A 21636-nucleotide genomic window follows, 5' to 3' on the forward strand; every position below is an offset into this window, starting at 1 on the left:
CTGAAACCCTAGCGACGCTTGTCTTCGACGCGGACGCGAATTTTGCGTGGCTGCGGTTGAGGAAAATACGCGACGCCAGCAATCAACAAAACAAATGCGGCACTCAAAGTAATAATCATATCCATGGGACTCTCCTCCAACTGGTTCTTAACAAAAGGGTAACAATATGGCGCAAATCGTCAAGTGGTTCTGTCAGTATTTGGCCAAAAACATAAAATTAGAGTAAATAACGTAAGGGAACTTGAAAGCACGTGGCTTTTTTATGTCGAAGCAAGCGCAAATCCCTCACCGAACGTTGCGTTTATTCGTAGCCAAGGCGCTCACGCAAGAACGCCAAAGCGACTGAAAGCCCTTCAGGATCGATTCCATGCGCAGTCCCTTCCATCGAATGTGCATAAACCTTCTCGAACCCTGCAGCTTCCAAAGCTTGCACTGCATCCGGCATAGACTGCGGCGGCACGACGTTGTCTTCATCGCCATGGGCCAGTAAAACAGGCATTTTCACGCGCAATTCGTCTTCAAGCATCTCAGGTTCAAGCAAACGCCCTGAAAAGCCAACAACACCTGCGACCGCATCTTCGCGGCGCGGCGCCACATGCAGCGCCATCATAGTCCCTTGGGAAAAGCCAACGATGGCCATTTGGGCAGGCTCAAGATCAAGATCGACAAGAAGATCATCCAAATAGGCATTCAATTCGTGCGACGCGCGCTCCAAGCCGACCCGCGATTCCTCTTCTGATGATCCATCAATCCAAGGAATGGGAAACCACTGAAACCCACCAGGCGCGCCAGCACAAAGCTCAGGTGCATCAGGGGAATAAAAAATCGTGTCCGGCATATGTTCAGCCATAGGATCTGCCAGACCCAAAAGGTCCGCACCATTGGCCCCATAGCCGTGTAAAAACACCACAACCGAGTGGGCCGAGCCGGATTGGCTTTCTTTCATTTTATGATCGAGCACAGACATCAACGTATTCCTTCTCGGGTTTTCTCAACATGGTAATAGGCCCATAAAAGCCGCGCTGCAACAGACCTATAGGGGGCCCAGTCTGCGGCCATGGCGCGCATCTGTTTCTCGTTCGGGCGCGCGTCGAGTTCAAACAGCATTTTTGCCGCTTCTTGCAGGGCCAAATCATTGGCGGCAAAGACGTCAGCGTGCCCAAGCGAAAACTTGGCGTAAATCTCGGCCGTCCAGCGCCCGATGCCTTTGACCTCAGTCAAAACAGCAATCACCTCGTTGGTTGAGGCCGCACGCAGAGCTTCAAAGTCGATTTTTGCCTCTGCTAAAGCTTTAACATATTTCATTTTAGGGCGCGACAATCCGCAAGCGCGCAGGTCTTCATCCGAGGCGCTGCTCACGGCTGCTTCCGTGTGCAACTGAGCATCCACAACCCGCTTCCAAATGGCCTTGGCTGAGGCGACAGAAACCTGTTGAGAGACAATCGCGGACATCAATTCTTCAAAGCCATCTTTGCGCAGCCGCAAAGGTAGCTGCCCAGTTAGACCATAAGCTTTGGTGAACTGCGGGTACTTTGTCGCCAAGATTGCGGCGTCTGCATCCACATCCGCCTGACAGGTGATGCGCCTCATGCGAATTGCTCGGCCCATTCCAGCGCGTCGCAAATCTGTTCACGCCGCTCGATTCCCGCAGGCGCTTCGGGCCGCGTCATCATCGCCACCTGAAGGCCCAAAGCCCGTGCGGCGGCCAGTTTGGTTTTGCCACCTGCCCCGCCTGCGTTTTTCACCACAAGCCAATCGGGTTTGAGCCGTTCAAATATCTCGCGTTCATGTGCTTCTGAAAACGGTGGGCGCCCGATGATCCATTCACCATTTTGATAAGGAAACGGCACAGTTGGCGGATCAATCACGCGACACATCAGATGACGGTCAGCAAAAGCCCCGTAGTGATCAAGGCTTTGACGCCCCGTCGCGACAAACACCCGCGCGCCTTTAGGGATCAACCGATCCAAGTCGGCAAAAGTATCTGCGCGATGCCATGCGTCCCCTGTGCGTGAAATCCATTGTGCACGCTCAAAACGCAAATACGGCAGGGCGCGGTCTTGGCAAATCTGCGCCGTGCGGGCGGTGATTTTATCGGCAAACGGATGTGTGGCGTCGATCACGGCCGTGATGTTTTCGCCGATCAAAAAGGCCTCGAATGCTTCTGCGCCGCCAAACCCACCGATGCGCGTTGGCACGCCAAGATCCATCGGGTTGCGTGTCGCCCCCGCCAAGGATGCGACGCAAGCAATGCCAGCGTCTTTCAGGTAGCCCGCCAAGTTGCGCGCCTCTGCGGTGCCCGCGAGAAGTAGGATCATAGCTTTTGTCTTTCTTAAGAAGCTGTGGCCAAAATGGCACCTGCGCGGTCAATCACCACGATGTCATACTCTATTGATGTGCCGTCAAAGGCGGTTTTGAACCGCGCATTGACGGTTTTCAATGCTATCTCGGCCACGGTTTTTGCAAAAATAGGCCTTGCAATTTGGCTCGCCTCAAGGGCCGTATTGGCCGAGGCGATCTCAGGCAAATCAAGACGGTCCGCCCAAAACTGCAAATCCACTTGGCCGCGTTTTGAATGCAAATCCATCTCACCTTGGGCGAGCTTTGCGATTTTGCCGATACCGCCGCCAATGGTGACTCGTGGCACAGGATGTTTAACGAGATATTTCAGCATCCCACCAACGAAATCTCCCATGTCGAGCATCGCCGCGTCAGTAAGTCCATGATGCGCCTGAACAACCCGCTCAGACGTGGCCCCAGTGCAACCAGACAAATGCATCAAGCCTTCGGCGCGGGCCACATCAACACCGCGATGAATAGAGGCGATCCAAGCGGCACAGGAAAACGGTCGCACAACGCCCGTGGTGCCCAAAACCGACAACCCGCCCAGAATGCCAAGGCGCGGGTTCCATGTTTTCAGGGCGATTTTATCGCCATCAGGGATAGAGATCGTAATTTCAATATCAGGGCTTTGGCCCAAACGCGCAGCCATCTCGACAACTTGCGCTGTCATCATGTCGCGCGGCACAGGATTGATCGCAGGTTCGCCCACGCCAATCGGCAGGCCCGCTTTGGTCACAGTGCCAACGCCTGCGCCTGCTTTGAACACCACACCGCCATTGGAGCGCGTCACACGGGCACGAATTTCGGCCCCATGCGTGACATCAGGATCGTCGCCTGCGTCTTTGATGATGCCAGCTTCGGCCCAATCTGTTCCAAAGTTCTTATAAGACAACGCAAACTCAGGCCGCTCGCCCTTTGGTAAGGTGATGCGCGCCTTATCGGGAAAGCCCTCGCCCCACAGCTGCATCAAGGCCGCGCGCGTGGCGGCGGTGGCACAAGCGCCCGTGGTCCAGCCGCGGCGCAATGGTGTGGGTTCATCTGTCATTGTGCCGACTATAAAACGGGCGTGCGGCGAATTGCTATGCGTATTCTTGTCCAAAGGCCCAGCTCTTGCATCTGTCGGGCCTTTCCTAGCCCCGCGCGCTGCGTCATAAATCGATTATGACAGAATCAACACTCACTTTGCCCACAGGCAATTGGCCCGCGATCGAACCTGGATGGGTTTGGCTGTGCGGCGCAGGTCCCGGTGATCCCGGTCTTATGACATTGCACGCTGTGAATGCGCTGCGCCAAGCAGACGTGATTGTGTATGACGCGCTGGTCGCGCCTGAGATTTTGCAATGGGCGCGCGATGACGCTGAAAAAATATATGCGGGCAAACGTGGTGGTAAACCCTCTGCCAAGCAGATCGATATTTCGCTGACTCTGGTGGAACTGGCCCAGCAAGGCAAACGGGTGATGCGTCTGAAAGGCGGCGATCCATTTGTGTTTGGACGTGGCGGCGAAGAGGCGCAAACTTTGATCCAACGCGGCATCAATGTGCGTATTGTTCCAGGCATTTCTGCTGGCATCGGCGGCTTGGCCTATGCTGGCATTCCCGTGACCCACCGCGATGTGAATCAGTCTGTGACCTTTGTCACCGGCCACGATCAAACCGGCGAGGCAACGAAGACCTTGGATTGGGATGCTTTATCGCGCGCGTCTGGTGTTTTGGTCATCTATATGGGCATGAAACATGCGCAGTCTATCTGCGAAGGCCTGCTTGGGGCTGGTCGTGGGCTGGATGAACCTGTTGCGATCGTATCCCAAGCGACAACGCCAAATCAAAAGGTGCTAGAAACCACGTTGGGCACGATGCTTGATGACATCGCAAATACCGAAATGGGGCCGCCCGCAATTATTTGCGTGGGGCGATCAGTCTTGATGCGTCAGGTGTTGGATTGGCAGGCTTTGGAGCGAGGTGAAAAACCGCGCAATCTTGATCCTTTGGGACGCGGCAAACCCGCAGAGCTGCGCGATTGACCCGTGCTGTCTTGATCGCAGCCCCCAGTTCGGGGTCGGGCAAGACCACGCTGACTTTGGGGATTTTGCGTGCTTTAACGCAGCGTGGCTTTGCTGTGCGTGGGGCCAAATCCGGCCCTGATTACATCGATCCGCGCTTTCATGAGGCCGCTTGTGACCAGCCCTGTTTTAATCTGGACGCTTGGGCGATGTGTCCGAGCCGCTTGAAATCTCTTGCCCAAAGTGATGCTGACACCACATTGATCATCGAGGGCGCGATGGGACTGTTTGATGGCGCCCCTAACCTTGATCCAGCATTGGATGGCAAAGGCGCCTCAGCTGATTTGGCGCGTGTATTCGATATTCCGGTGATCTTGGTCATTGACGCGTCGCGTATGGCGCAAAGCATTGGGGCTGTTGTGGCGGGGTTTGTCGGTCATGATCCGCGTATCAGCATCAAGGGCATCATTTTAAACAAAGTCGGATCGCTGCGTCACCGCGACATGCTTGTGCGCGCTTTGGCTCATGTGGATGTGCCTGTTTTGGGCGCGGTGCCCCGCAGCGCCGACATCATTCACCCTGATCGCCATCTTGGATTGGTTCAGGCCCAAGAGCGCCATGATTTGGATGCCTATCTAGATACAGTGGCTGATAGCGTTGCTGCCCATGTTGATTTAAATGCAATTTTGGCGCTGGCGGGCAATGTGGCTTCTGCCCCTAAACACACCGCTTTGACGCCGCCGGCACAAACAATTGCCGTGGCGCAAGATGCTGCTTTTGCTTTTGCCTATCCGCACCTATTGGCCGATTGGCGCAACCAAGGCGCGGAAATATCGTTCTTTTCGCCCCTCGCAAATCAAGCACCACCCGCCGTTGAATTGACCTATTTGCCTGGCGGGTATCCAGAATTATATGCAGGCCAACTGGCAAGCAATCACCATTTCATGCAGGGCCTGCGCGAAGCGGCCGCGCGCCGCGCTGTCTACGGCGAATGCGGGGGATATATGGTTTTGGGCGATGGCATGATCGACGCCACGGGCCAGCGCCATAAAATGGCGGGGCTTTTGGGGTTAGAGACGTCCTTTGCAACACGAAAACTACACTTGGGATATCGCGCGGTGCACTCCGATTGCGGTCTTTTCCAAGGTCCTTGGTGCGCCCATGAATTTCATTATGCAACAACATTAAAAGCCACAGGCACACCCTTGTTCAAAGTCAAAGACGCTATGGATCAAGATTTGCCCGACACAGGGCTGATCAACGGATCCGTCTCAGGATCTTTCATGCATTTGATCGACCGCGCGTAAAGACGAATGATCATAAATGCGAACACCCATGCGCACAATTTGTCGCGTGTTTTTTTCGCTCAATAGCACTACACAGATAGGCCTGACACCTTGGCCAAAAAGAAGCCCCATATGACAAGCCTGACCACAGCAGCCGAACACGCACGCGCCAAACGCAATGTCTATATTTTGGTCGCGGCCCAAGCCCTTTTGGGCGCGCAAATGGCGATGATTTTCACCATCGCGGGGCTTGCAGGGCAATCGTTGGCCTCTAATTTGTGTTTTGCGACCCTGCCGATCACGGCCACCGTGCTGGGGTCTATGCTGACGGCAACACCGATGTCGAACCTCATGCAAAAACATGGTCGCAAGGTAGGTTTTTTTATCGGCGCTGGCGCAGGTGCTTTTGGCGCAGCGATTGGCGCTATCGCGTTGCTACAACAGAATTTTTGGCTGTTTGTAGTCGGCGGTTTGTTCACGGGCGTCTATCAATCATCCCAAGGCTTCTTTCGCTTTGCCGCGACAGATACGGCCTCTGAAGAGTTTCGCCCTAAGGCGATTTCTTATGTGATGGCCGGCGGACTGGCCTCGGCCATCATTGGGCCGCAACTGGTCAAGCTCACATCACAAGCCATGGTCGTGCCATTTTTGGGCACCTATTTGGCGGTGATCGCGATCAATATCATAGGCTCGTCGCTGTTTTTGTTCCTCAACATCCCCAAGCCACCTGTAGCGAAAGCGGGTGAAAGCCTTGGGCGTTCGAAATGGCAGCTGTTGAAAACCCCGCGTATCGCTGTGGCGATCATTGTGGGCATGGTGTCTTATGCCTTGATGAACCTCGTGATGACCGCGACACCTTTGGCGGTTGTGGGCTGCGGCTTCACGCAAAACAATGCCGCAGACGTGGTGTCTTTTCACGTGTTGGCTATGTTCATTCCGTCTTTTTTCACAGGCTCTTTAATTGCACGTTTTGGCGTCGAGAAAATCATGGCCATTGGCCTGACAATTTTAGGCATCGCAGGCCTTGTGGCCTTGTCTGGCGTCACACTTGGCAACTTCTTTGTCGCTCTTGTGTTTCTTGGGATCGGTTGGAATTTTGGCTTTATCGGTGCCACTGCGATGTTATCATCCTCGCATGAGCCCTCCGAGCGCGGACGTGTTCAGGGCATGAACGATCTCTTGGTATTTGGGGGCGTGACCTTTGCTTCGCTCGCCTCTGGTGGATTGATGAACTGCTCTGGGGGCACACCACAAGACGGGTGGAGCGCCGTGAACCTTGCGATGATCCCACTTTTGACTTTGGCAGGTGCTGCCCTGATTTGGCTTTGGATGCAGCCGAAAAAGGCGTAACCATCTATAGCGAGGCAGCTTTTAAGCTTAGCTGAGCTTGTCCTTGTGGCGAGCCAACCAAAGCGCGGTCAGCAGCAAAGGCCCAGTATCCAACGCGCCTTGATCGGCCAAAGACATCAAGTCATCAAAGCTCAAGATCATGCTGGATATGTCTTCTTGCTCAGAGGCCAATCCACCGACACCGACCACATCGTCTGGTAAATCCGCGATCCCCACATAAGACGTGACATATTCTGTCAGCGCGCCAGGCGACGGGTAATAGCCACTGACCAGATGCAATTCGCGCAAGGCGATCCCCGCTTCTTCCAAAGCTTCACGCCGCGCCGTTGTGGCCTCTGTCTCACCGGCATCGACGCGACCCGCGATGGGCTCAAGCAACCACGGCTGCTTATCGCCGCGCACAAACGGCGCTATCCGAAATTGTTCGATCAAAAGCACGCGCTGGCGAATAGGATCATAGGGCAAAACAGTCACGGCATCGGCAGACACAAATGCCGCACGATCCATTGTGGCAGACGTGCTGCCATCAAATCGCGTGTGACTTAAGTTGAGGTCCTCGACAGCGAAAAAATCAGAATAGGGATAGGCTTTAGCGTAGACATTAACCGCATCAATGCTGCGACCACGTCGCTGTAGAGATGTTCCTTGCCCCAAAGGGCGTCCCATTCTGGCCTTGAGCCGACTGTGCGCACGCACCAAAATCATTTCACGCCGCAAAGCGACTTCTTTGGCTGGCTCGAACGGCATATACGCGAGAACTTCATGCGCAGCAGAGGCAATCAGTGTACTGGTCAAGGCTGTCTCTGTGCCATCCAGTGTCTCAACAAGATATGCGAGTTCGTCGTCCGAAAAGCGCCCTTTGAGAGCCTCAAACGCTGATTTTACGACCATTTTCGTCCAACTTTCTCAACAATCCAGCCTCCGAAAAGTCCACCAAATATAAGCACGATTAGAATATCCCACTTGAACAACAGTAAAAAGTTATCGCCCATCAACACAACACAGCTTGTAAGAGCCTGCATCGGACCATCGTAACGTTTGCGCATAGCGCGACGGAGCATTTCTTCAAAAGAGAAGTAAAACACGCAGTATAAAACAAGCAAAAATATCGCAGTGAGCCCATACCCGTATGCCGCGCGCATCGAGTCGCCAGCGCGTCCACCGGCGAAGGTCCAGCCAACAAACGCGCCGAACCCAGCACTGATCATCAGCAAGCTGCCGACCTGAGATCCTTCAGGAAGATATGGAATGACAAGCTGCGCCGAAAACCACCCAACAAGGGCGTACCAAAAGAAAGCTGCGAGTTTGGGCGCTGTGGGCATAGGTTATCGATCCGGTTTGGACATTGTGATCTGTGTTACGTCGCAATTTCCACTGTGAAACGTCGCAGCGCAAGAGGTCAGATAAAAATTCCACATTTTACGGAACTCTGTGTCAAATCCTAGCGGTTCTATTTGCCCCCATTTAGCGTTGAAAGCGTCATACCAAATCCGCAGTGTTTGGCTGTAGCTTTTGCCAAACTCTTTGGACTGCTCAAAGATCAAACCAGAGGACGCGATTTGCGCGCGCAAGACTGTTGGGCTTGGCAACATGCCACCCGGGAAGATGTGTTTTTGAATGAAGTCGACGGACTTGCGGTAAATCTCAAATCGGCGGTCTTGCACTGTAATAATTTGCAACGTTGCGCGCGCTGTCGGCTTCAAACAGCGCTTCACGGTTTCAAAATAGACGGGCCAATATTTTTCGCCAACAGCTTCGAACATCTCGATCGACGCGATCCCATCATACTGTCCCGTCTCGTCGCGGTAGTCTTGTAATTTGAGCGTCACCAAATCAGATAGTCCCGCTTTTTCAATACGATCTGTCGCAAAGTTAAACTGTTCTTGCGAAATGGTTAGCCCTGTAACTTTAAGCCCACGATGCTTGGCGGCATATTCCGCAAAGCCACCCCAACCGCAGCCTATTTCCAGCACATGATCCCCTGCCTTCACGCCCATTTCATCCACCATAGAGCGGTATTTTGCGGTTTGCGCCTCAGATAGAGTTTCTGAATTGGTTTCAAACAAGGCAGATGAATAGGTCATGGTGTCGTCCAACCACAGCCCGTAAAATGTATTACCCAGATCATAATGGTGCGAGATATTTTTGCGCGCTTGGCGTTTGGAATTTGAATTCATCCAATGGCGCAGACGTTCATAGGCGCGCACCAATCCCATACCCGGAAAGCTGTCATACATTTCATCATTATCGGCGTGGACCAAATCCATAAAAGCTTGCAAATCAGGCGTATCCCAGCCGCCTTGCACGTAATCTTCGCAAAAACCAAGATCGCCTTCGCGGATCAAACGCGCAAAAACATCATCGTTTTTCAAGATAACAACCGCCTGAGGACCATCTGCAAGGCCTTTGGCGCGAAACACACGCCCGTCTGTCAGCACAAAATCAAGCTGTCCCCGCTCTAACCTACTGATCATCGCAAAGGCCTGCGCGAAATAGCGAGGCAAATTGCTTTGACCTTTTGTACTGGTCAAAACTTCGGTCTCGTCGAACGGTGTCGCAGCATAATCGAGCATGTTAGCCCCCTTATCGGTTTTCGGTCCCATCTGTTGAGCGATGGTTGTCCTGTCAAATTTAACATATTTCGCGCAGATCGTCGCACGACAGATCACATTTTAAGCGGATTTTGGTAAAGCGCTGTAAGCATCAAGCGCGCGCAATCGTCCGTCACTCAAAGGTGCTATGGGTTTTGGGTCAGGATCGCGCACCCTCAAAGACCATGATTTTGGCACGGCGTCATAGAAACTCAGCGCTGTGTCGCTAGGGTCCAAACGGCCCTCAGCAAGCCACCTGTCCAAATACACACCCTGTTTGTCGAACTTTTCAATCTGCCCATCTGGGTTGAAAATTCGAAAATAGGGCGCAGCATCGGGGCCGCATCCGGCCACCCATTGCCACCCCATAGCATTCGCAGCAGGATCCCAGTCGATCAAGCAGTCCTCGAACCAAGCGCGCCCGATACGCCAATCTGTCATCAGGTGTTTGGTCAAGTAGGACGCCACAATCATCCGCGCGCGGTTGTGCATAGTGCCTGTTACGTACATTTCCCGCATAGCGGCATCGACAAATTTGATCCCTGTTTGCCCGCGCTGCCAACGCGCGACCTCATGCCTCGTCGCATCAGTATTCCACGGAAACGCTCCCCAGTGCGGGCGAAAGTTTTCATTGGGTAAATCAGGTCGGTGAAACAACAAATGGTAAGCGAACTCGCGCCAGACCAGTTCCTTTAAAAAATGCTCTGCGCCGGCGGCCCCTTCTTCAAACGCCCGCTGGCCCGCGTGCCAAATTTGGCGTGGGGAAATTTCGCCGTAAGTAAGGTTTTCAGACAGACCAGAGCACACAGGCTCTGCCGGGAAATCTCGACGGGCTTTGTAATGGCCTATATTATCTTCGATGAACTGCACCAAACGCTGTTGGGCAGCGTCCTCGCCCACATGCGCGTGTTGAATCACCACATCAGCGCCACGTTTCATCGCTGCCCCAAGATGCCAGTCTTCAAGCGATTCACTTGGCGGCATGGGCGCAAATTTCAGTTCAGGAATAGACAGAGTTCCATCAATAACGCGCTGTTTGACCGTATTCCAAAAGGGCGTGTAGACCTTGTAAAACCCACCCTGTTTGGTTTCGACCGACCAAGGCTCAAACAACAAGTGACCTGCGAACGACTGCGCGTCGATATTAATTGCTTGCAGATTTGATTTCACATCTGTGTCACGCGCGACACTGTCTGCATCATACAGGCGCGACCAGTAGACGGATGTGGCGCCTGTCTCTTGGGCAAGTTGCACCAGAATTTTGCGCGGATCACCGCTGCGCAACACGATATCACCGCCGAGCGCTTTCATCTGATCGCGCAGATGTGCCAGCCCCAGCCCCATACGCCATTTGGGAGCAGCACCCAAACCTTCAACGATAGCGTCACGAATGAACACTGGAATCAAGTCGCCCGCGCGCACCGCAGCACAGAGTGCAGGGTTGTCCGCCAGACGCATATCACGCCTAATCCACCACAGTGCCGTCATCATTCGCCCCAGTCGTAACCTGTTATTTAATAGGTTACGCAAGCGCTAGACGATTGGATCACTCTAGCAAGAAAATCAATCTATTAAGGTTGAAAATTCTAAGCGACCTCTTCGCGATCTTCGGCCTGAGCTGCCCACATTGCACTATATTTTCCGTGACGCGCAAGAAGATCTTCATGGGTGCCGCGTTCCGTCACCTGACCTTTTTCCAGCACCACAATCTCGTCAGCATCAGCCACGGTGGACAGGCGGTGCGCGATAGTGATCACGGTGCGGCCCTCGCCAGCGGCTTTCAAAGCGCCCAAAATTTCGCGCTCTGTCTGAGTATCAAGCGCCGATGTGGCCTCGTCCAAAAGCAAAATAGGCGGGTCTTTCAACAAAGTGCGCGCGATGCCCACACGTTGTTTTTCACCACCAGAAAGCTTGAGCCCGCGTTCGCCCACTTGGGTCTCGTATCCATTGGGCAGGCTCAAAATAAAGTCATGAATCTGCGCTTTTTGGGCTGCGGCAACGATTTCATCAAAAGTCGCATTGTCTTTGCCATAAGCGATATTGTAGCGCACGGTGTCGTTGAACAAAACGGTGTCTTGCGGCACCACACCGATAGCGGCATGCAGAGTTTTTTGCGTCACCTCACGCACGTCTTGGCCATCAATCATCAGACTGCCGCCTGCGATATCATAAAAGCGAAACAGCATCCGCCCGATGGTGGATTTGCCCGCCCCCGACGGGCCCACGACAGCGACTTTTTTACCCGCAGGTACAGATAGATTGAGCCCGCGCAAAATCGGGCGCTCAACGTCATAGGCGAAATCAACATTCTTAAATTCAAGAGCGCCGCCCGTGACCTGTAAAGGTTTGGCATCTGGCGCATCGACCACTTCTGCGGGTTGCCCCAAAAGGCCGAACATTTCTTCCATATCCACCAAAGATTGGCGGATGTTGCGGTACATGGACCCGAGAAAATTCAGCGGCATGGTAATTTGGATCATATAGGCGTTAACCATCACAAAATCGCCGACTGTCATTGAGCTATTTTGAACGCCGATAGCAGCCATAACCATCACTGAAATTAAGCCCGAAGTGATAAACACCGACTGGCCAAAATTTAAGAACGCCAAAGAATATTCGGTTTTAACCGCCGCTTTCTCGTAAGCTGCCATAGCGGTGTCATAACGGGCGATTTCGCGCGCGTCGGCGTTGAAATATTTCACGGTCTCATAGTTCAACAAGCTGTCGACGGCTTTTTGATTGGCGTCGTTATCTTGATCATTCATTTCTTTGCGAATTTTCACCCGCCATTCGGTGACCTTGATCGTGTACATCACATAGGCCGCAATCGTCGCGGCGACGACAGACAGATATGAAAACCCGAACGTCAGCCATAAGATGATCAACACCATGCTCAGCTCAAGGATCAACGGGAACACACCGAACAGCATGATGTTCAGCAAAAAGGCCACGCCTTTCACGCCGCGCTCAATGATCCGGCTTAAGCCGCCCGTTTTGCGGGTCAAATGATAGCGCAGCGACAGCGCGTGGATGTGCTGAAACGTTTGCAAGGCCAATTGGCGCAGCGCAGCTTGACCCACTGGGGCAAAGATCGCATCGCGCAATTGCTGAAATCCGTTGGTCATCAACCGCGCAAGACCGTAGGCCACCGTCAATCCAACAGCACCGAACACCAACATCATTTCAGGTTTTTGCGCGATATCGCCGCTGAGAACATCCACCGCGAGTTTATACAGATACGGCGCAGTGACAGAGATCACTTTTGCCGAAATCATGACGATCAAGGCTAAGACAACGCGCACGCGCGCAGGCTTGTTTCCCTTGGGCCATAAGTATGGCGCCACATTTTTAACCACGGACCATCCGTTTTCTGGACCTTTGGAACTGGTGATAGACGGACGCGGAGACATAAAGCAGCCTTTAAAAAGGAGGTGGAGCGTGCGGTGATAGGCCCAAACAGTGGCCTAAAACCAAGCAAGATGAGATATATAGCCACTCAATGTGATTTAAAAAGGGGCAAACGACACGCCTGCCCCCTTATGTAATGCAAACCCGATGTGCGAAAGACGCAGCCGTTACTTGTCAGGCAAAACAAAAACCTGCCCAGGATAAATCAGATCAGGATCGCGAATTTGAGCTACATTGGCTCTGAACACCCGTGCGAACAAAAATCCATCGCCATAAGTTTTAGAAGCGATGCCCCAAAGCGTATTGCCGGGCTGCACAGTCACCGAGTTGATCCGTGGTTGCGGTGCGCCTTGTGGTGCGGTCTCAGCAGTCAAAGTTTGAGCGACGTCACCTTGACCTTCGGTTTCTACACTTTTGTTTTGAGCATCTGACTTTTGACTAAGCTCAACAGTCGCGGAGTGCGCCGCCCCCTGCGCCAAGCGCTCTAGCACAGCAACGTCTTCGCGTTTGAATGGGATTTCAACACGGCTGAGCACTTTGCCGGTCGCGTCTAGCATGTCTGCACGCAAAGAATAAATCCCTGCATCGACATCCATCTTTGCACGCCACTGGCCGTCAACGCCGACAGAGGTCTCCGTCAATGGCGCGTTGCTCAGATACAAACGTACCGTTGTACCAATCATTCCGCGTCCTGAAGCAAATACAGCACCATCTGGATCATAGGTGATGGCATCAATGCTAACGCCCGTGATCGGGGCCGCAGATTGCAAGATTTTAACCCCTGTATCATCTGCCACCATGACGGTTGGCGCAACGACGGGTGTTTCATTTGGAATGGTCACTTCGACAGGTTCAGACACCGCCTGTACGTCCTGTACGTCGGTTTTTGCCATTTCAACACCCGTCACATCCGCGACCACTCTGGCCTCGTCATTGATAACATCGGACTGCGCCAATTTAGTGGTATCTGCGACGCGATCTTCTTGCGTAACTCTCACATTCTCGCCGTCTAAATCCTCGCCGTCTAAATCCACGGACAAGTCCTTGGCGATATCTGATGTGAATGTATCCATGGCGACCACAGCTGGCTCTTTGGGTGCCTCAACAGGTTTTCGATCGGGAACAGACATAAATGGCGCAATGATGATCGAGCTGCTGGCGAATACACGAATCTTGCCCTTTTGAGCTGCAACCTGCATCTCGCGCGGGCGCTCAACTGACGGAATATCGAACAATGCGACGTATTCGCCACTCGCTCCGGCTTTGGCGCGGGCCATTTCGATCCCATCAACAAAAATCAAAATATCTGAGCCAGCATCTGCGCGCCCTGCCACGGTGGATATACCTTCCGGCGGAATGCGTACAACATCAACAGTCGGCGCAGAGAGCGCAGGGACAACTGCGATTGGGGCGCGGGTGTCAGGCGTTTCTGTTGTCGTGGCCTCTAAGGTTTGGATCGTTGGCGCGTTTGATTCGGCATCATGAGGTATTGCTGGTATTTCAGCGACAACAGCGGGTTTAGCCGCAACAGATTCCATTGCAGCCTCAATAGTTGTATCCGGCGCGACGTCCTGCGCTGAAACAGTTTCTTTTTTGAGGGGCGCGACTGAAGCGGCGGGCTTTTTGGTGAGTGTGGTTGCGGACGGCAACACGACAGGGGGCACAACGGTTTTGGGCACGTCAACAACGGGTTCACTTGGTGCCGAAGACACCGCATTGGCAGAATCCAAAGCGTTTATAGCTGGACCCGTGGGTTGCACATCGGCGGGGGCCTCTGCGGCGACTGGCGGCGCCTCTTCAGTGTCGCGCGGTGCGCCTGTGTAAATGAAATATCCAATGGCGGCTGCAATTGCGACAGCAGACACCGCCGCGACAGGCGAAGCCGCCGCACCAAAGGCCTGTTTGAAAGGCATATCGTTGTTCCCGTTTCCCTAAGTCCCCTCATCTTTTGAGAGGGGTTGAGCCACGGTACCAATGCGCCTAACAAGGGTCAAAGACTTCCTTGCCTCTAGCATTGCCAAAGGATCAATAAATGGCCGATTTTTCCCTTTCCGTCTGTGTTTTTTGCGGTGCGCGCTCTGGCGGCAATCCTATCTATGCTCAAGCGGCCACTGATCTTGGGCAAGCGATTGCGGATCAAAACTGGCGTTTGGTTTATGGTGCCGGTGATGTTGGGCTCATGGGCACCGTTGCGCGTGCAACGCAACATGCTGGCGGGACAACTTTTGGAGTGATCCCTGTGCATCTGCTCAAGCCAGAAGTGGGCAAGACGGATCTGTCAACATTTGTCGTCACTGAAAACATGCATGAGCGCAAGAAAGTCATGTTCATGAACTGTGACGCCATCGTGGTTTTACCTGGTGGTGCTGGGTCTTTGGACGAGTTTTTCGAAGTGCTCACATGGAAACAAATCGGCCTGCACGAGAAGCCGATCTATCTGCTATCTGTGAATGACTATTGGGCCCCGCTAGAGGCTTTGATCGACCACGTGATTGCAGAAGGCTTTGCCTCTGAGATCAACAAAAGTTTTTATAAAACAGTCTCTTCTGTTGAAGAGCTGACAGCAGATCTTTTGTCTGAGCGGGCTTGACGATCTTTGCGCCAAGCGGTCCATGTGAACAGCGCTAGTCCGATCCAAATCATCGGCAAAGCGATCATATGCGACGGGGTTATCACTTGGCCAAACACCCAAACGGCGATGATCATCTGCAAGGTCGAATTGTGGTAATTGCCAAGCCCAAGCACGATCATCGGCACACGGCGCGAGGCCATTGAGAACCAGATCAACGGCACGCCTGTGACCACGCCCGCGAGAATCAATAAGACTGTGTCGTGAGCCGTCGTGCCAAACGCCCCTGCGGCTTGCATCTCTGTACCGCCCCACCCCCAAATTTCTGCCCCGACCAAATAGATCAAGGCAAACGGCGCCAAAAGTGCAGCTTCGGCAGCCATAGAAATCACGGCGCCAACCGCCAACCCCTTTTTGATCGAGCCATAGATGACAAAACTACCCGACATGGTCAGCGCGAGCCAAGGCGCGGCCCCAAGGCCAATCGTTAACACGACCACAGCAGCCAATCCCAACAGCATCGAGACATATTGCAGCCCCTGCAAACGCTCACCAAAGGCAACAACGCCGACGCCAGCCGCCATCAAGGGAAATATATAATAGGCCAATGAGGCCTCAAGCGTTTGGTCGGATTGAATGGAATAGATGAACAAAAACCAGTTGATCGACACGAAAAATGCAGCGGGCGCGATGCGGTAAAACCCTTGGGTGCCACTTTTGGGATGCAGCAAAAACAACAACTCTCGCGTGCGCCCTTGCAAAACGACCACAGCCCCGAACAGGACAAAAGACCAAAAGGTCCGATGCGCCAAAACTTCAAGCCCAGGGACATGATTCACCTCGCGGTAATACAGCGCTGAGATGCCCCACAAGGTGTAGGCAGCGAACAAGGCTAGCAATCCGGTTTTGCGATCAGTCATTTGTGACAATTGGCTTTAAATAGCGTGTTCACGCAAGGTCAAAATGACACACCAAACATCATTTGCACCGCGCAGTTTAGACGATCGGGTACAAAAAAGGACGCCAAAAGGCGCCCTTTTCTGTATTCATATGGTGTCTGAGCTTAGCCCAAACGAGACGCTACGTTTTCCCAGTTCACAAGTTTCTCAAGGAAGTTTGTGAGGTATACAGGGCGTTTGTTGCGGAAATCGATGTAGTAGGAGTGCTCCCAAACATCACAGCCGAGCAATGTTGTTTGACCAAAGCACAAAGGGTTCACGCCGTTTTCAGTCTTAGTGACTTTCAAAGAACCGTCTGTGTCTTTGACAAGCCAAGCCCAACCAGAACCGAACTGACCAGCGCCAGCTGCACAGAACTGCTTTTTGAACTCTTCAACAGACCCGAAAGAGTCAACAAGCGCTTTTTCAAGCTCAGTTGGCATCGCATTGCCATCTGGACCCATCATTTCCCAGAATTGGTTGTGGTTCCAAAGCTGTGAAATGTTGTTGAAGATGCCGTTTTGCGCAACAGACGATTTGTCATATGTGCCAACGATGATCTCTTCCAAGGATTTGCCATCCCACTCCGTGCCAGCAATAGCAGCGTTGCCATTGGTCACGTAAGCGTTGTGGTGCAAGTCGTGGTGAAATTCGAGTGTCTCAGCAGACATGCCAAGATCAGCAAGAGCGTCGTGAGCGTACGGAAGATCTGGAAGTGAAAAGGCCATGATGAAGGCTCCTCTATTTATATGGTGCGTTTGATTGGCCTATAGGTGATGCGATGCGCGCGCGGGGTCAAGGGCAGACAGGCCAAGTTGTGCGAATTTAGCTCAAGTAGGGTTAAAGTTTAGCACGAAACACCATGACAAACCGACCATGGGCACGCCATAGCGTCACATCTACTTGATAGGGCCTTTCCCAAGCGCCTCGCGCGGTCTACATCTGTGATCCAATACTGACCTAGCGCGGATACACCTTATGACCTTTTGGATCATCGCCACGATCATAGCCCTTCTTGCAACAGCACCTTTGGTGCTGGTGTTGCTGCGCGCGCGTGGCTCGACCGCAGATGACTTTGGCAATACAGCCATCGAATTGCGTGTTTACAAAGACCAATTGGTCGAAGTGGATCGAGATCTGGGGCGGGGTATGCTAACGGAAGATGCAGCAAAACGCGCCCGTTTGGAAATTTCGCGCCGCATGCTTGAGGCTGACAGCAAAAAAGATCAACACACCACCAAAGACGCCGCCCTGCCTCTTTGGGCCGCTTTGCTGGTCGGCGCACTGGTTTTGGGTGGTGGCATTTGGCTGTATACGGTCGAGGGCGCGCCGACCTATCAAGATTTGCCATTAAAAACCCGTTTGGCGATGGCGCAAGAAATCCGCGAGACACGCCCCACGCAAGCCGTAGCAGAAGAAAATGCGCCCGCCTCGCCGCCGCTTGAGACGCCAAGCCCAGAGCACCTGCAACTGCTGGATCAATTGCGTGCAGCCCTCGCCACACGTCCTGATGATTTGCAAGGCCACACGTTATTGGCCCGCAATGCCTCTGTAGTTGGCGAATATCGCGATGCTTATACAGCACAAGCCCGTGTGATTGCTCTCAAAGGTGATGCCGCCACCGCCGAGGATTACGCCGCTTTGGCTGACATGATGATTTTAGCTGTCGGGGGCTATGTCTCGCCCGAAGCTGAGGCCGCGATCACGCAATCTTTGGCGCGTGATGCGGGCAACGGCACCGCCAATTATTACGCAGGTCTGATGTTTGCCCAAACGGGGCGCCCTGATATGACCTTTCAACTTTGGTCGCGCCTGCTCAGCAACAGCGCGCCAGACGATCTTTGGGTGGCGCCTATTCGCGGGCAGATCGAAGCCGTGGCCTTTGCCGCAGGTGAACGCTACACCTTGCCGCCTTTGGCTTCGACGGCATCCCCACTCAAAGGCCCAACAGCCGACGACGTTGAAGCCGCAGCCGATATGGACGCAGGCGACCGCACGGCGTTCATTCAATCTATGGTCGATCAGCTGTCTGCGCGTTTGGCCAATGATGGCGGCACGCCAGACGAATGGGCACGCCTGATTTCGTCTTTGGGCGTTTTGGGTGACACCAGCCGCGCACGTGCTATATGGAGCGAGGCGCAGGTTATCTTTGGACCTGACCCCACAGCCCTGGCCACGGTTCGCGCCGCAGCCCAATCCGCAGGAATTGCCCAATGAGCGCCCAAATTTTCGAAGACATTGCTGAGTTCGCAGCAACGCTTCCCATGATGAAGTCCATCGCAGGACTTGATTTTGGCGACAAAACCATTGGCGTGGCGGTTTCTGATCGCTTTCGTACAATTTCCTCATCGGCCATGACTGTGCGGCGCAAAAAATTCACTTTGGACGCAGAAGAGCTGATCAAGGTTTTCGATGAGCGTGAAATCGGCGGCGTTGTTTTGGGCTTGCCGCGTAATATGGACGGCTCAGAAGGTCCGCGTTGTCAAAAGACCCGCGCTTTTGCCCGCAACTTAAGCCAATTGATCGAACAGCCAATCACCTATTGGGATGAACGCCTGTCCACTGTGGCCGCTGAGCGCGTGATGCTTGAGGCCGATATGTCACGCGCCAAACGGGCGGAGAAGATCGATCAAGTCGCCGCAGGGCTAATTTTGCAAGGCGCGCTGGACCGTTTGGGCCATTTGAAAACACAAGCATGATACTAGATACAATAATACTGGGCACATGACAGAAAACAGATGACAGAGAACACCGACAACATTTGGACCCGTGCAGAGATTGAAAGTCCCTGCACCAAAGTCTGCCAAATTCATCCCGAAACACGGATGTGCTTGGGCTGCGCGCGCTCGATTGACGAAATCGGCGGATGGTCAACTATGACACCCGCCGAGCGTGCTGCCATTATGGCAGACCTGCCCAATCGAACTGCGGCCCCCACCACACGTCGCGGCGGGCGCTCGGCACGGCTCAAACGCAGTTTCGACTGAGGCGAGCCCAACTTGCGCGCCAGTTTAGCGCTGCAAAAAGCGACTTTTTAAAGTTCGACCACCACGCGGCCTTTGACTTGGCCCTTAAGAATATCCGCCCCAAGCTGCGGCAAGTCCTCAAGCGTTGCGGGCAAGATCATGTCTTCAAGCTTATCCATTGGCAAATCCGAAGCAATCCGCGCCCAGGCCCGCGCCCGATTTTCAAATGGCTGCATCACGCTGTCGATGCCCAAAAGGTTCACACCGCGCAGCAAAAACGGGATCACGCTGGCCGGCAGGTTTGCGCCACCCGCAAGGCCAATGGCCGCAACAGAGCCGCCATATTTCAACTGACCAAGAACCCGCGCCAGCATTTCGCCGCCAACCGCATCGATGCATCCTGCCCAAGTTTCCGCCTCAAGCGGACGTTTCACAACCTCATTGATTTCAGAACGCGCAACGATTTGCGACGCGCCCAAAGATGTCAGATACTCCGCCTGCTCAGGACGCCCTGTCACACCTGCAACTTCATAACCAAGATTGGCCAAGATCGCAGTGGCGACAGAGCCCACACCACCGGCAGCGCCTGTGACCAACACAGGGCCGCTGTCAGGCGTTAAACCGTGATCTTCCAGCGCCAAAACTGCCAGCATTGCCGTGAAACCCGCCGTGCCAACCGCCATCGCTTGGCGCGTTGTCAAACCATCGGGCAAAGGCACCAGCCAGTCGGCCTTCACTTGTGCTTTCTCGGCATATCCCCCCCAATGCACCTCGCCTACACGCCAGCCCGTCAAGACCACCTTATCGCCGGGCGCATAACGCGCATCGTCAGAGGCCTCGACCGTGCCTGCAAAATCGATACCCGGCACATGCGGATAATTGCGTACAAGACCGCCGCCTTTGGGCGACAGGCACAACCCATCTTTGTAATTGAGCGTTGAATATTCGACCTGCACGGTCACATCGCCCGCAGGCAATTGAGAGTCGTCGATGTCTTTGATTTGCGCTTCAGCGAGACCATCAGCCCCCTGCTCCATCACCAATGCCCGCATGTCATCCTCCCAAATTCCAATAAAATTCGCATCGTTTTTTCCGTTGTCCAGAAGTGTCTGGCAATTGAATATAGAGCGCAAGCGCGTTTTTTGTAACGTCGCGGCCAAGCCAATGCAGCTATCGATATGGCCTCGCCACCCCTTGCAGCCCGCGCCCAGACCCCCTATATCTATTGCGTCGGGCTTGCTCGACTATGGACATAAACGCGCTCGTAATACACGGATCGGACCAGGGGGCGGTACCCTGCGTCTCCACCAATCACTCCTGTATCAACTCTCATTTGGGGTATGATCTAGGGCACATGGGGACGAAATAGGATCGACGGACGTCTAAAGGGGTTAGCTTTGTTTCGGTGAGTTACCACCGTTATCGGTACACAATGAGTAGTTGCAAATGACAACAAAGCTCCAATGGCTCTCGCAGCGTAAGCTGTGCGAACATTGAAAATCTAAGTCCTTACGCTTAGCAGCGTTTGGCGGGGTTCGCAGGTACCTGGCAACAGAAACCTGCACTTACACCCTCCCAACTTTTCGCTCTGAACAATCACAGCCTGCGCTTTGATTTTATTTTGCTTTGCTCAACCCATCGTAAGTTTTCGTTTATTGTTCCGATGGTATGATAAAAAGTGAACAATCGGAGTGACATCATGACTGGCATTGAAATTCTACAAGCTTGGTATCAACGTGTTTGGGAACAAAACGACCTAACCGCCGTGGCAGAATATTTTGACGTTGATGCGATGGCCAATGGTTTGATGACGGATTTAGCTGCCGAACTCGAAGACTTCCAAACCATCGTGCCGGCTGTCTTGCGTCTGATCCGAAATGTCAAAATCAACATCACGCATAGCATGGAAGAAGGTGACAAAGCCTGGGCCTATCTCGAAATAAGTGCCCAAAACGCCAAAGACTTGTCGCCTGTGGTTTGCTCCGGTCAGGTTATGATTAGAACCAAAGACAACAAAATCACCGAAGCCTACAATCATTTCGATTTCTTGGGCTTTTTCGAACAACTCGGTTTTCTACCTAAAGACACTATTGCGCTGTGCTTGTCGGGGGAACATCTATCCTGACGTCACAAACTATAACCTTAGGACCAGGCCAACAGCCCCGCCACAAACCTATGCCGCAT

General features: G+C 53.4%; 21 protein-coding genes and 1 other RNA gene. 9 read left to right on the forward strand and 13 right to left on the reverse strand.

The genetic code is table 11. The annotated features are described in order from the left end of the window. Positions 1-301 precede the first annotated feature (301 nt). From WNY38_RS02075 to WNY38_RS02090, 4 genes are read right to left on the reverse strand one after another with little or no spacing between them, the layout of a single operon-like run. Positions 302-967 carry a dienelactone hydrolase family protein gene (locus WNY38_RS02075; protein ID WP_342855648.1) on the reverse strand — a complete coding sequence of 222 codons (666 nt, stop codon included), beginning with the start codon at positions 965-967 and terminating at the stop codon, positions 302-304. Further along, entirely contained in the window at positions 967-1590 is a 624-nt protein-coding gene (locus tag WNY38_RS02080; RefSeq protein WP_342855649.1) for a DNA-3-methyladenine glycosylase 2 family protein, read from the reverse strand. Before WNY38_RS02080 ends, WNY38_RS02075 begins: the two co-directional genes overlap by 1 nt. Then, a complete protein-coding gene (locus WNY38_RS02085; protein WP_342855650.1) occupies positions 1587-2318 on the reverse strand; it encodes a cobalt-precorrin-6A reductase in 732 nt (243 codons plus the stop codon). Before WNY38_RS02085 ends, WNY38_RS02080 begins: the two co-directional genes overlap by 4 nt. A gap of 14 nt (positions 2319-2332) precedes the next feature. Further along, the gene (locus WNY38_RS02090) at positions 2333-3388 is read right to left on the reverse strand and encodes a cobalt-precorrin-5B (C(1))-methyltransferase (RefSeq protein ID WP_342855651.1); all 1056 of its coding nucleotides are present in this window, start codon (positions 3386-3388) and stop codon (positions 2333-2335) included. A 116-nt stretch (positions 3389-3504) separates the two neighbouring features. On the opposite strand from WNY38_RS02090, the gene cobA reads away from it, so the two are divergent. From cobA to WNY38_RS02105, 3 genes are all read left to right on the forward strand, one after another. Then, entirely contained in the window at positions 3505-4365 is an 861-nt protein-coding gene (gene cobA, locus WNY38_RS02095) for a uroporphyrinogen-III C-methyltransferase (RefSeq protein WP_342855652.1), read from the forward strand. Continuing rightward, positions 4362-5651 carry a cobyrinate a,c-diamide synthase gene (locus WNY38_RS02100; protein ID WP_342855653.1) on the forward strand — a complete coding sequence of 430 codons (1290 nt, stop codon included), beginning with the start codon at positions 4362-4364 and terminating at the stop codon, positions 5649-5651. Before cobA ends, WNY38_RS02100 begins: the two co-directional genes overlap by 4 nt. A gap of 111 nt (positions 5652-5762) precedes the next feature. After that, complete coding sequence (locus tag WNY38_RS02105; RefSeq protein ID WP_342855654.1) at positions 5763-6980, forward strand: MFS transporter; 1218 nt, start codon at positions 5763-5765, stop codon at positions 6978-6980. A gap of 27 nt (positions 6981-7007) precedes the next feature. Here the strand turns inward: WNY38_RS02105 and WNY38_RS02110 are convergent, their stop codons facing one another. The 6 genes from WNY38_RS02110 to WNY38_RS02135 form a co-directional block, all read right to left on the reverse strand. Further along, positions 7008-7871, reverse strand: a complete 864-nt coding sequence (locus tag WNY38_RS02110) for an NUDIX domain-containing protein (RefSeq protein WP_342855655.1) — start codon at positions 7869-7871, stop codon at positions 7008-7010. Further along, positions 7862-8302 carry a TrgA family protein gene (locus tag WNY38_RS02115; protein ID WP_342855656.1) on the reverse strand — a complete coding sequence of 147 codons (441 nt, stop codon included), beginning with the start codon at positions 8300-8302 and terminating at the stop codon, positions 7862-7864. The genes WNY38_RS02110 and WNY38_RS02115 overlap by 10 nt, the downstream gene beginning before the upstream one ends. A gap of 3 nt (positions 8303-8305) precedes the next feature. Continuing rightward, positions 8306-9553 carry a cyclopropane-fatty-acyl-phospholipid synthase family protein gene (locus WNY38_RS02120; RefSeq protein WP_342855657.1) on the reverse strand — a complete coding sequence of 416 codons (1248 nt, stop codon included), beginning with the start codon at positions 9551-9553 and terminating at the stop codon, positions 8306-8308. 99 nt (positions 9554-9652) lie between these two features. Beyond that, on the reverse strand, positions 9653-11062 hold the full coding sequence (locus WNY38_RS02125) for a deoxyribodipyrimidine photo-lyase (RefSeq protein WP_342855658.1): 1410 nt from the start codon (positions 11060-11062) through the stop codon (positions 9653-9655). Between the two features lie 95 nt (positions 11063-11157). Continuing rightward, entirely contained in the window at positions 11158-12981 is a 1824-nt protein-coding gene (locus WNY38_RS02130) for an ABC transporter ATP-binding protein/permease (protein WP_342855659.1), read from the reverse strand. A gap of 165 nt (positions 12982-13146) precedes the next feature. After that, entirely contained in the window at positions 13147-14892 is a 1746-nt protein-coding gene (locus WNY38_RS02135) for a LysM peptidoglycan-binding domain-containing protein (protein WP_342855660.1), read from the reverse strand. A gap of 119 nt (positions 14893-15011) precedes the next feature. On the opposite strand from WNY38_RS02135, the gene WNY38_RS02140 reads away from it, so the two are divergent. Next, positions 15012-15569 carry a TIGR00730 family Rossman fold protein gene (locus tag WNY38_RS02140; protein WP_342855661.1) on the forward strand — a complete coding sequence of 186 codons (558 nt, stop codon included), beginning with the start codon at positions 15012-15014 and terminating at the stop codon, positions 15567-15569. On the opposite strand, the gene rarD is transcribed toward WNY38_RS02140, so the two are convergent. Then, entirely contained in the window at positions 15509-16468 is a 960-nt protein-coding gene (gene rarD / locus WNY38_RS02145) for an EamA family transporter RarD (RefSeq protein WP_342855662.1), read from the reverse strand. The two genes, WNY38_RS02140 and rarD, sit on opposite strands and share 61 nt — an antisense overlap. Before the next feature lie 143 nt (positions 16469-16611). Continuing rightward, entirely contained in the window at positions 16612-17214 is a 603-nt protein-coding gene (locus tag WNY38_RS02150; protein WP_342855663.1) for a superoxide dismutase, read from the reverse strand. 250 nt (positions 17215-17464) lie between these two features. Between WNY38_RS02150 and ccmI the strand changes: the two genes are divergently transcribed. Genes ccmI through WNY38_RS02165 form a run of 3 tightly spaced genes read left to right on the forward strand, consistent with a single transcriptional unit; the run spans position 17465 to position 19473 of the window. Then, positions 17465-18703: a c-type cytochrome biogenesis protein CcmI gene (gene ccmI / locus WNY38_RS02155; RefSeq protein WP_342855664.1), complete on the forward strand. Its 1239-nt coding sequence runs from the start codon at positions 17465-17467 to the stop codon at positions 18701-18703. After that, the gene (gene ruvX, locus WNY38_RS02160) at positions 18700-19185 is read left to right on the forward strand and encodes a Holliday junction resolvase RuvX (RefSeq protein ID WP_342855665.1); all 486 of its coding nucleotides are present in this window, start codon (positions 18700-18702) and stop codon (positions 19183-19185) included. The genes ccmI and ruvX overlap by 4 nt, the downstream gene beginning before the upstream one ends. A 39-nt stretch (positions 19186-19224) precedes the next feature. Then, a complete protein-coding gene (locus WNY38_RS02165; protein WP_342855666.1) occupies positions 19225-19473 on the forward strand; it encodes a DUF1289 domain-containing protein in 249 nt (82 codons plus the stop codon). Between the two features lie 47 nt (positions 19474-19520). On the opposite strand, the gene WNY38_RS02170 is transcribed toward WNY38_RS02165, so the two are convergent. Next, a complete protein-coding gene (locus WNY38_RS02170) occupies positions 19521-20504 on the reverse strand; it encodes an MDR family oxidoreductase (RefSeq protein ID WP_342855667.1) in 984 nt (327 codons plus the stop codon). Between the two features lie 138 nt (positions 20505-20642). Between WNY38_RS02170 and ssrA the strand changes: the two genes are divergently transcribed. Together ssrA and WNY38_RS02180 are read left to right on the forward strand one after the other, a co-directional pair. Further along, positions 20643-21018, forward strand: a transfer-messenger RNA (tmRNA) gene (gene ssrA / locus WNY38_RS02175). Positions 21019-21151: 133 nt separating this feature from the next. Then, positions 21152-21577, forward strand: a complete 426-nt coding sequence (locus tag WNY38_RS02180) for a nuclear transport factor 2 family protein (RefSeq protein ID WP_342855668.1) — start codon at positions 21152-21154, stop codon at positions 21575-21577. Positions 21578-21636: the final 59 nt, after the last annotated feature.

The sequence above is a fragment of the Pacificibacter sp. AS14 genome (assembly GCF_038899935.1).
In the GTDB taxonomy this organism is placed as follows: Bacteria; Pseudomonadota; Alphaproteobacteria; order Rhodobacterales; family Rhodobacteraceae; genus Celeribacter.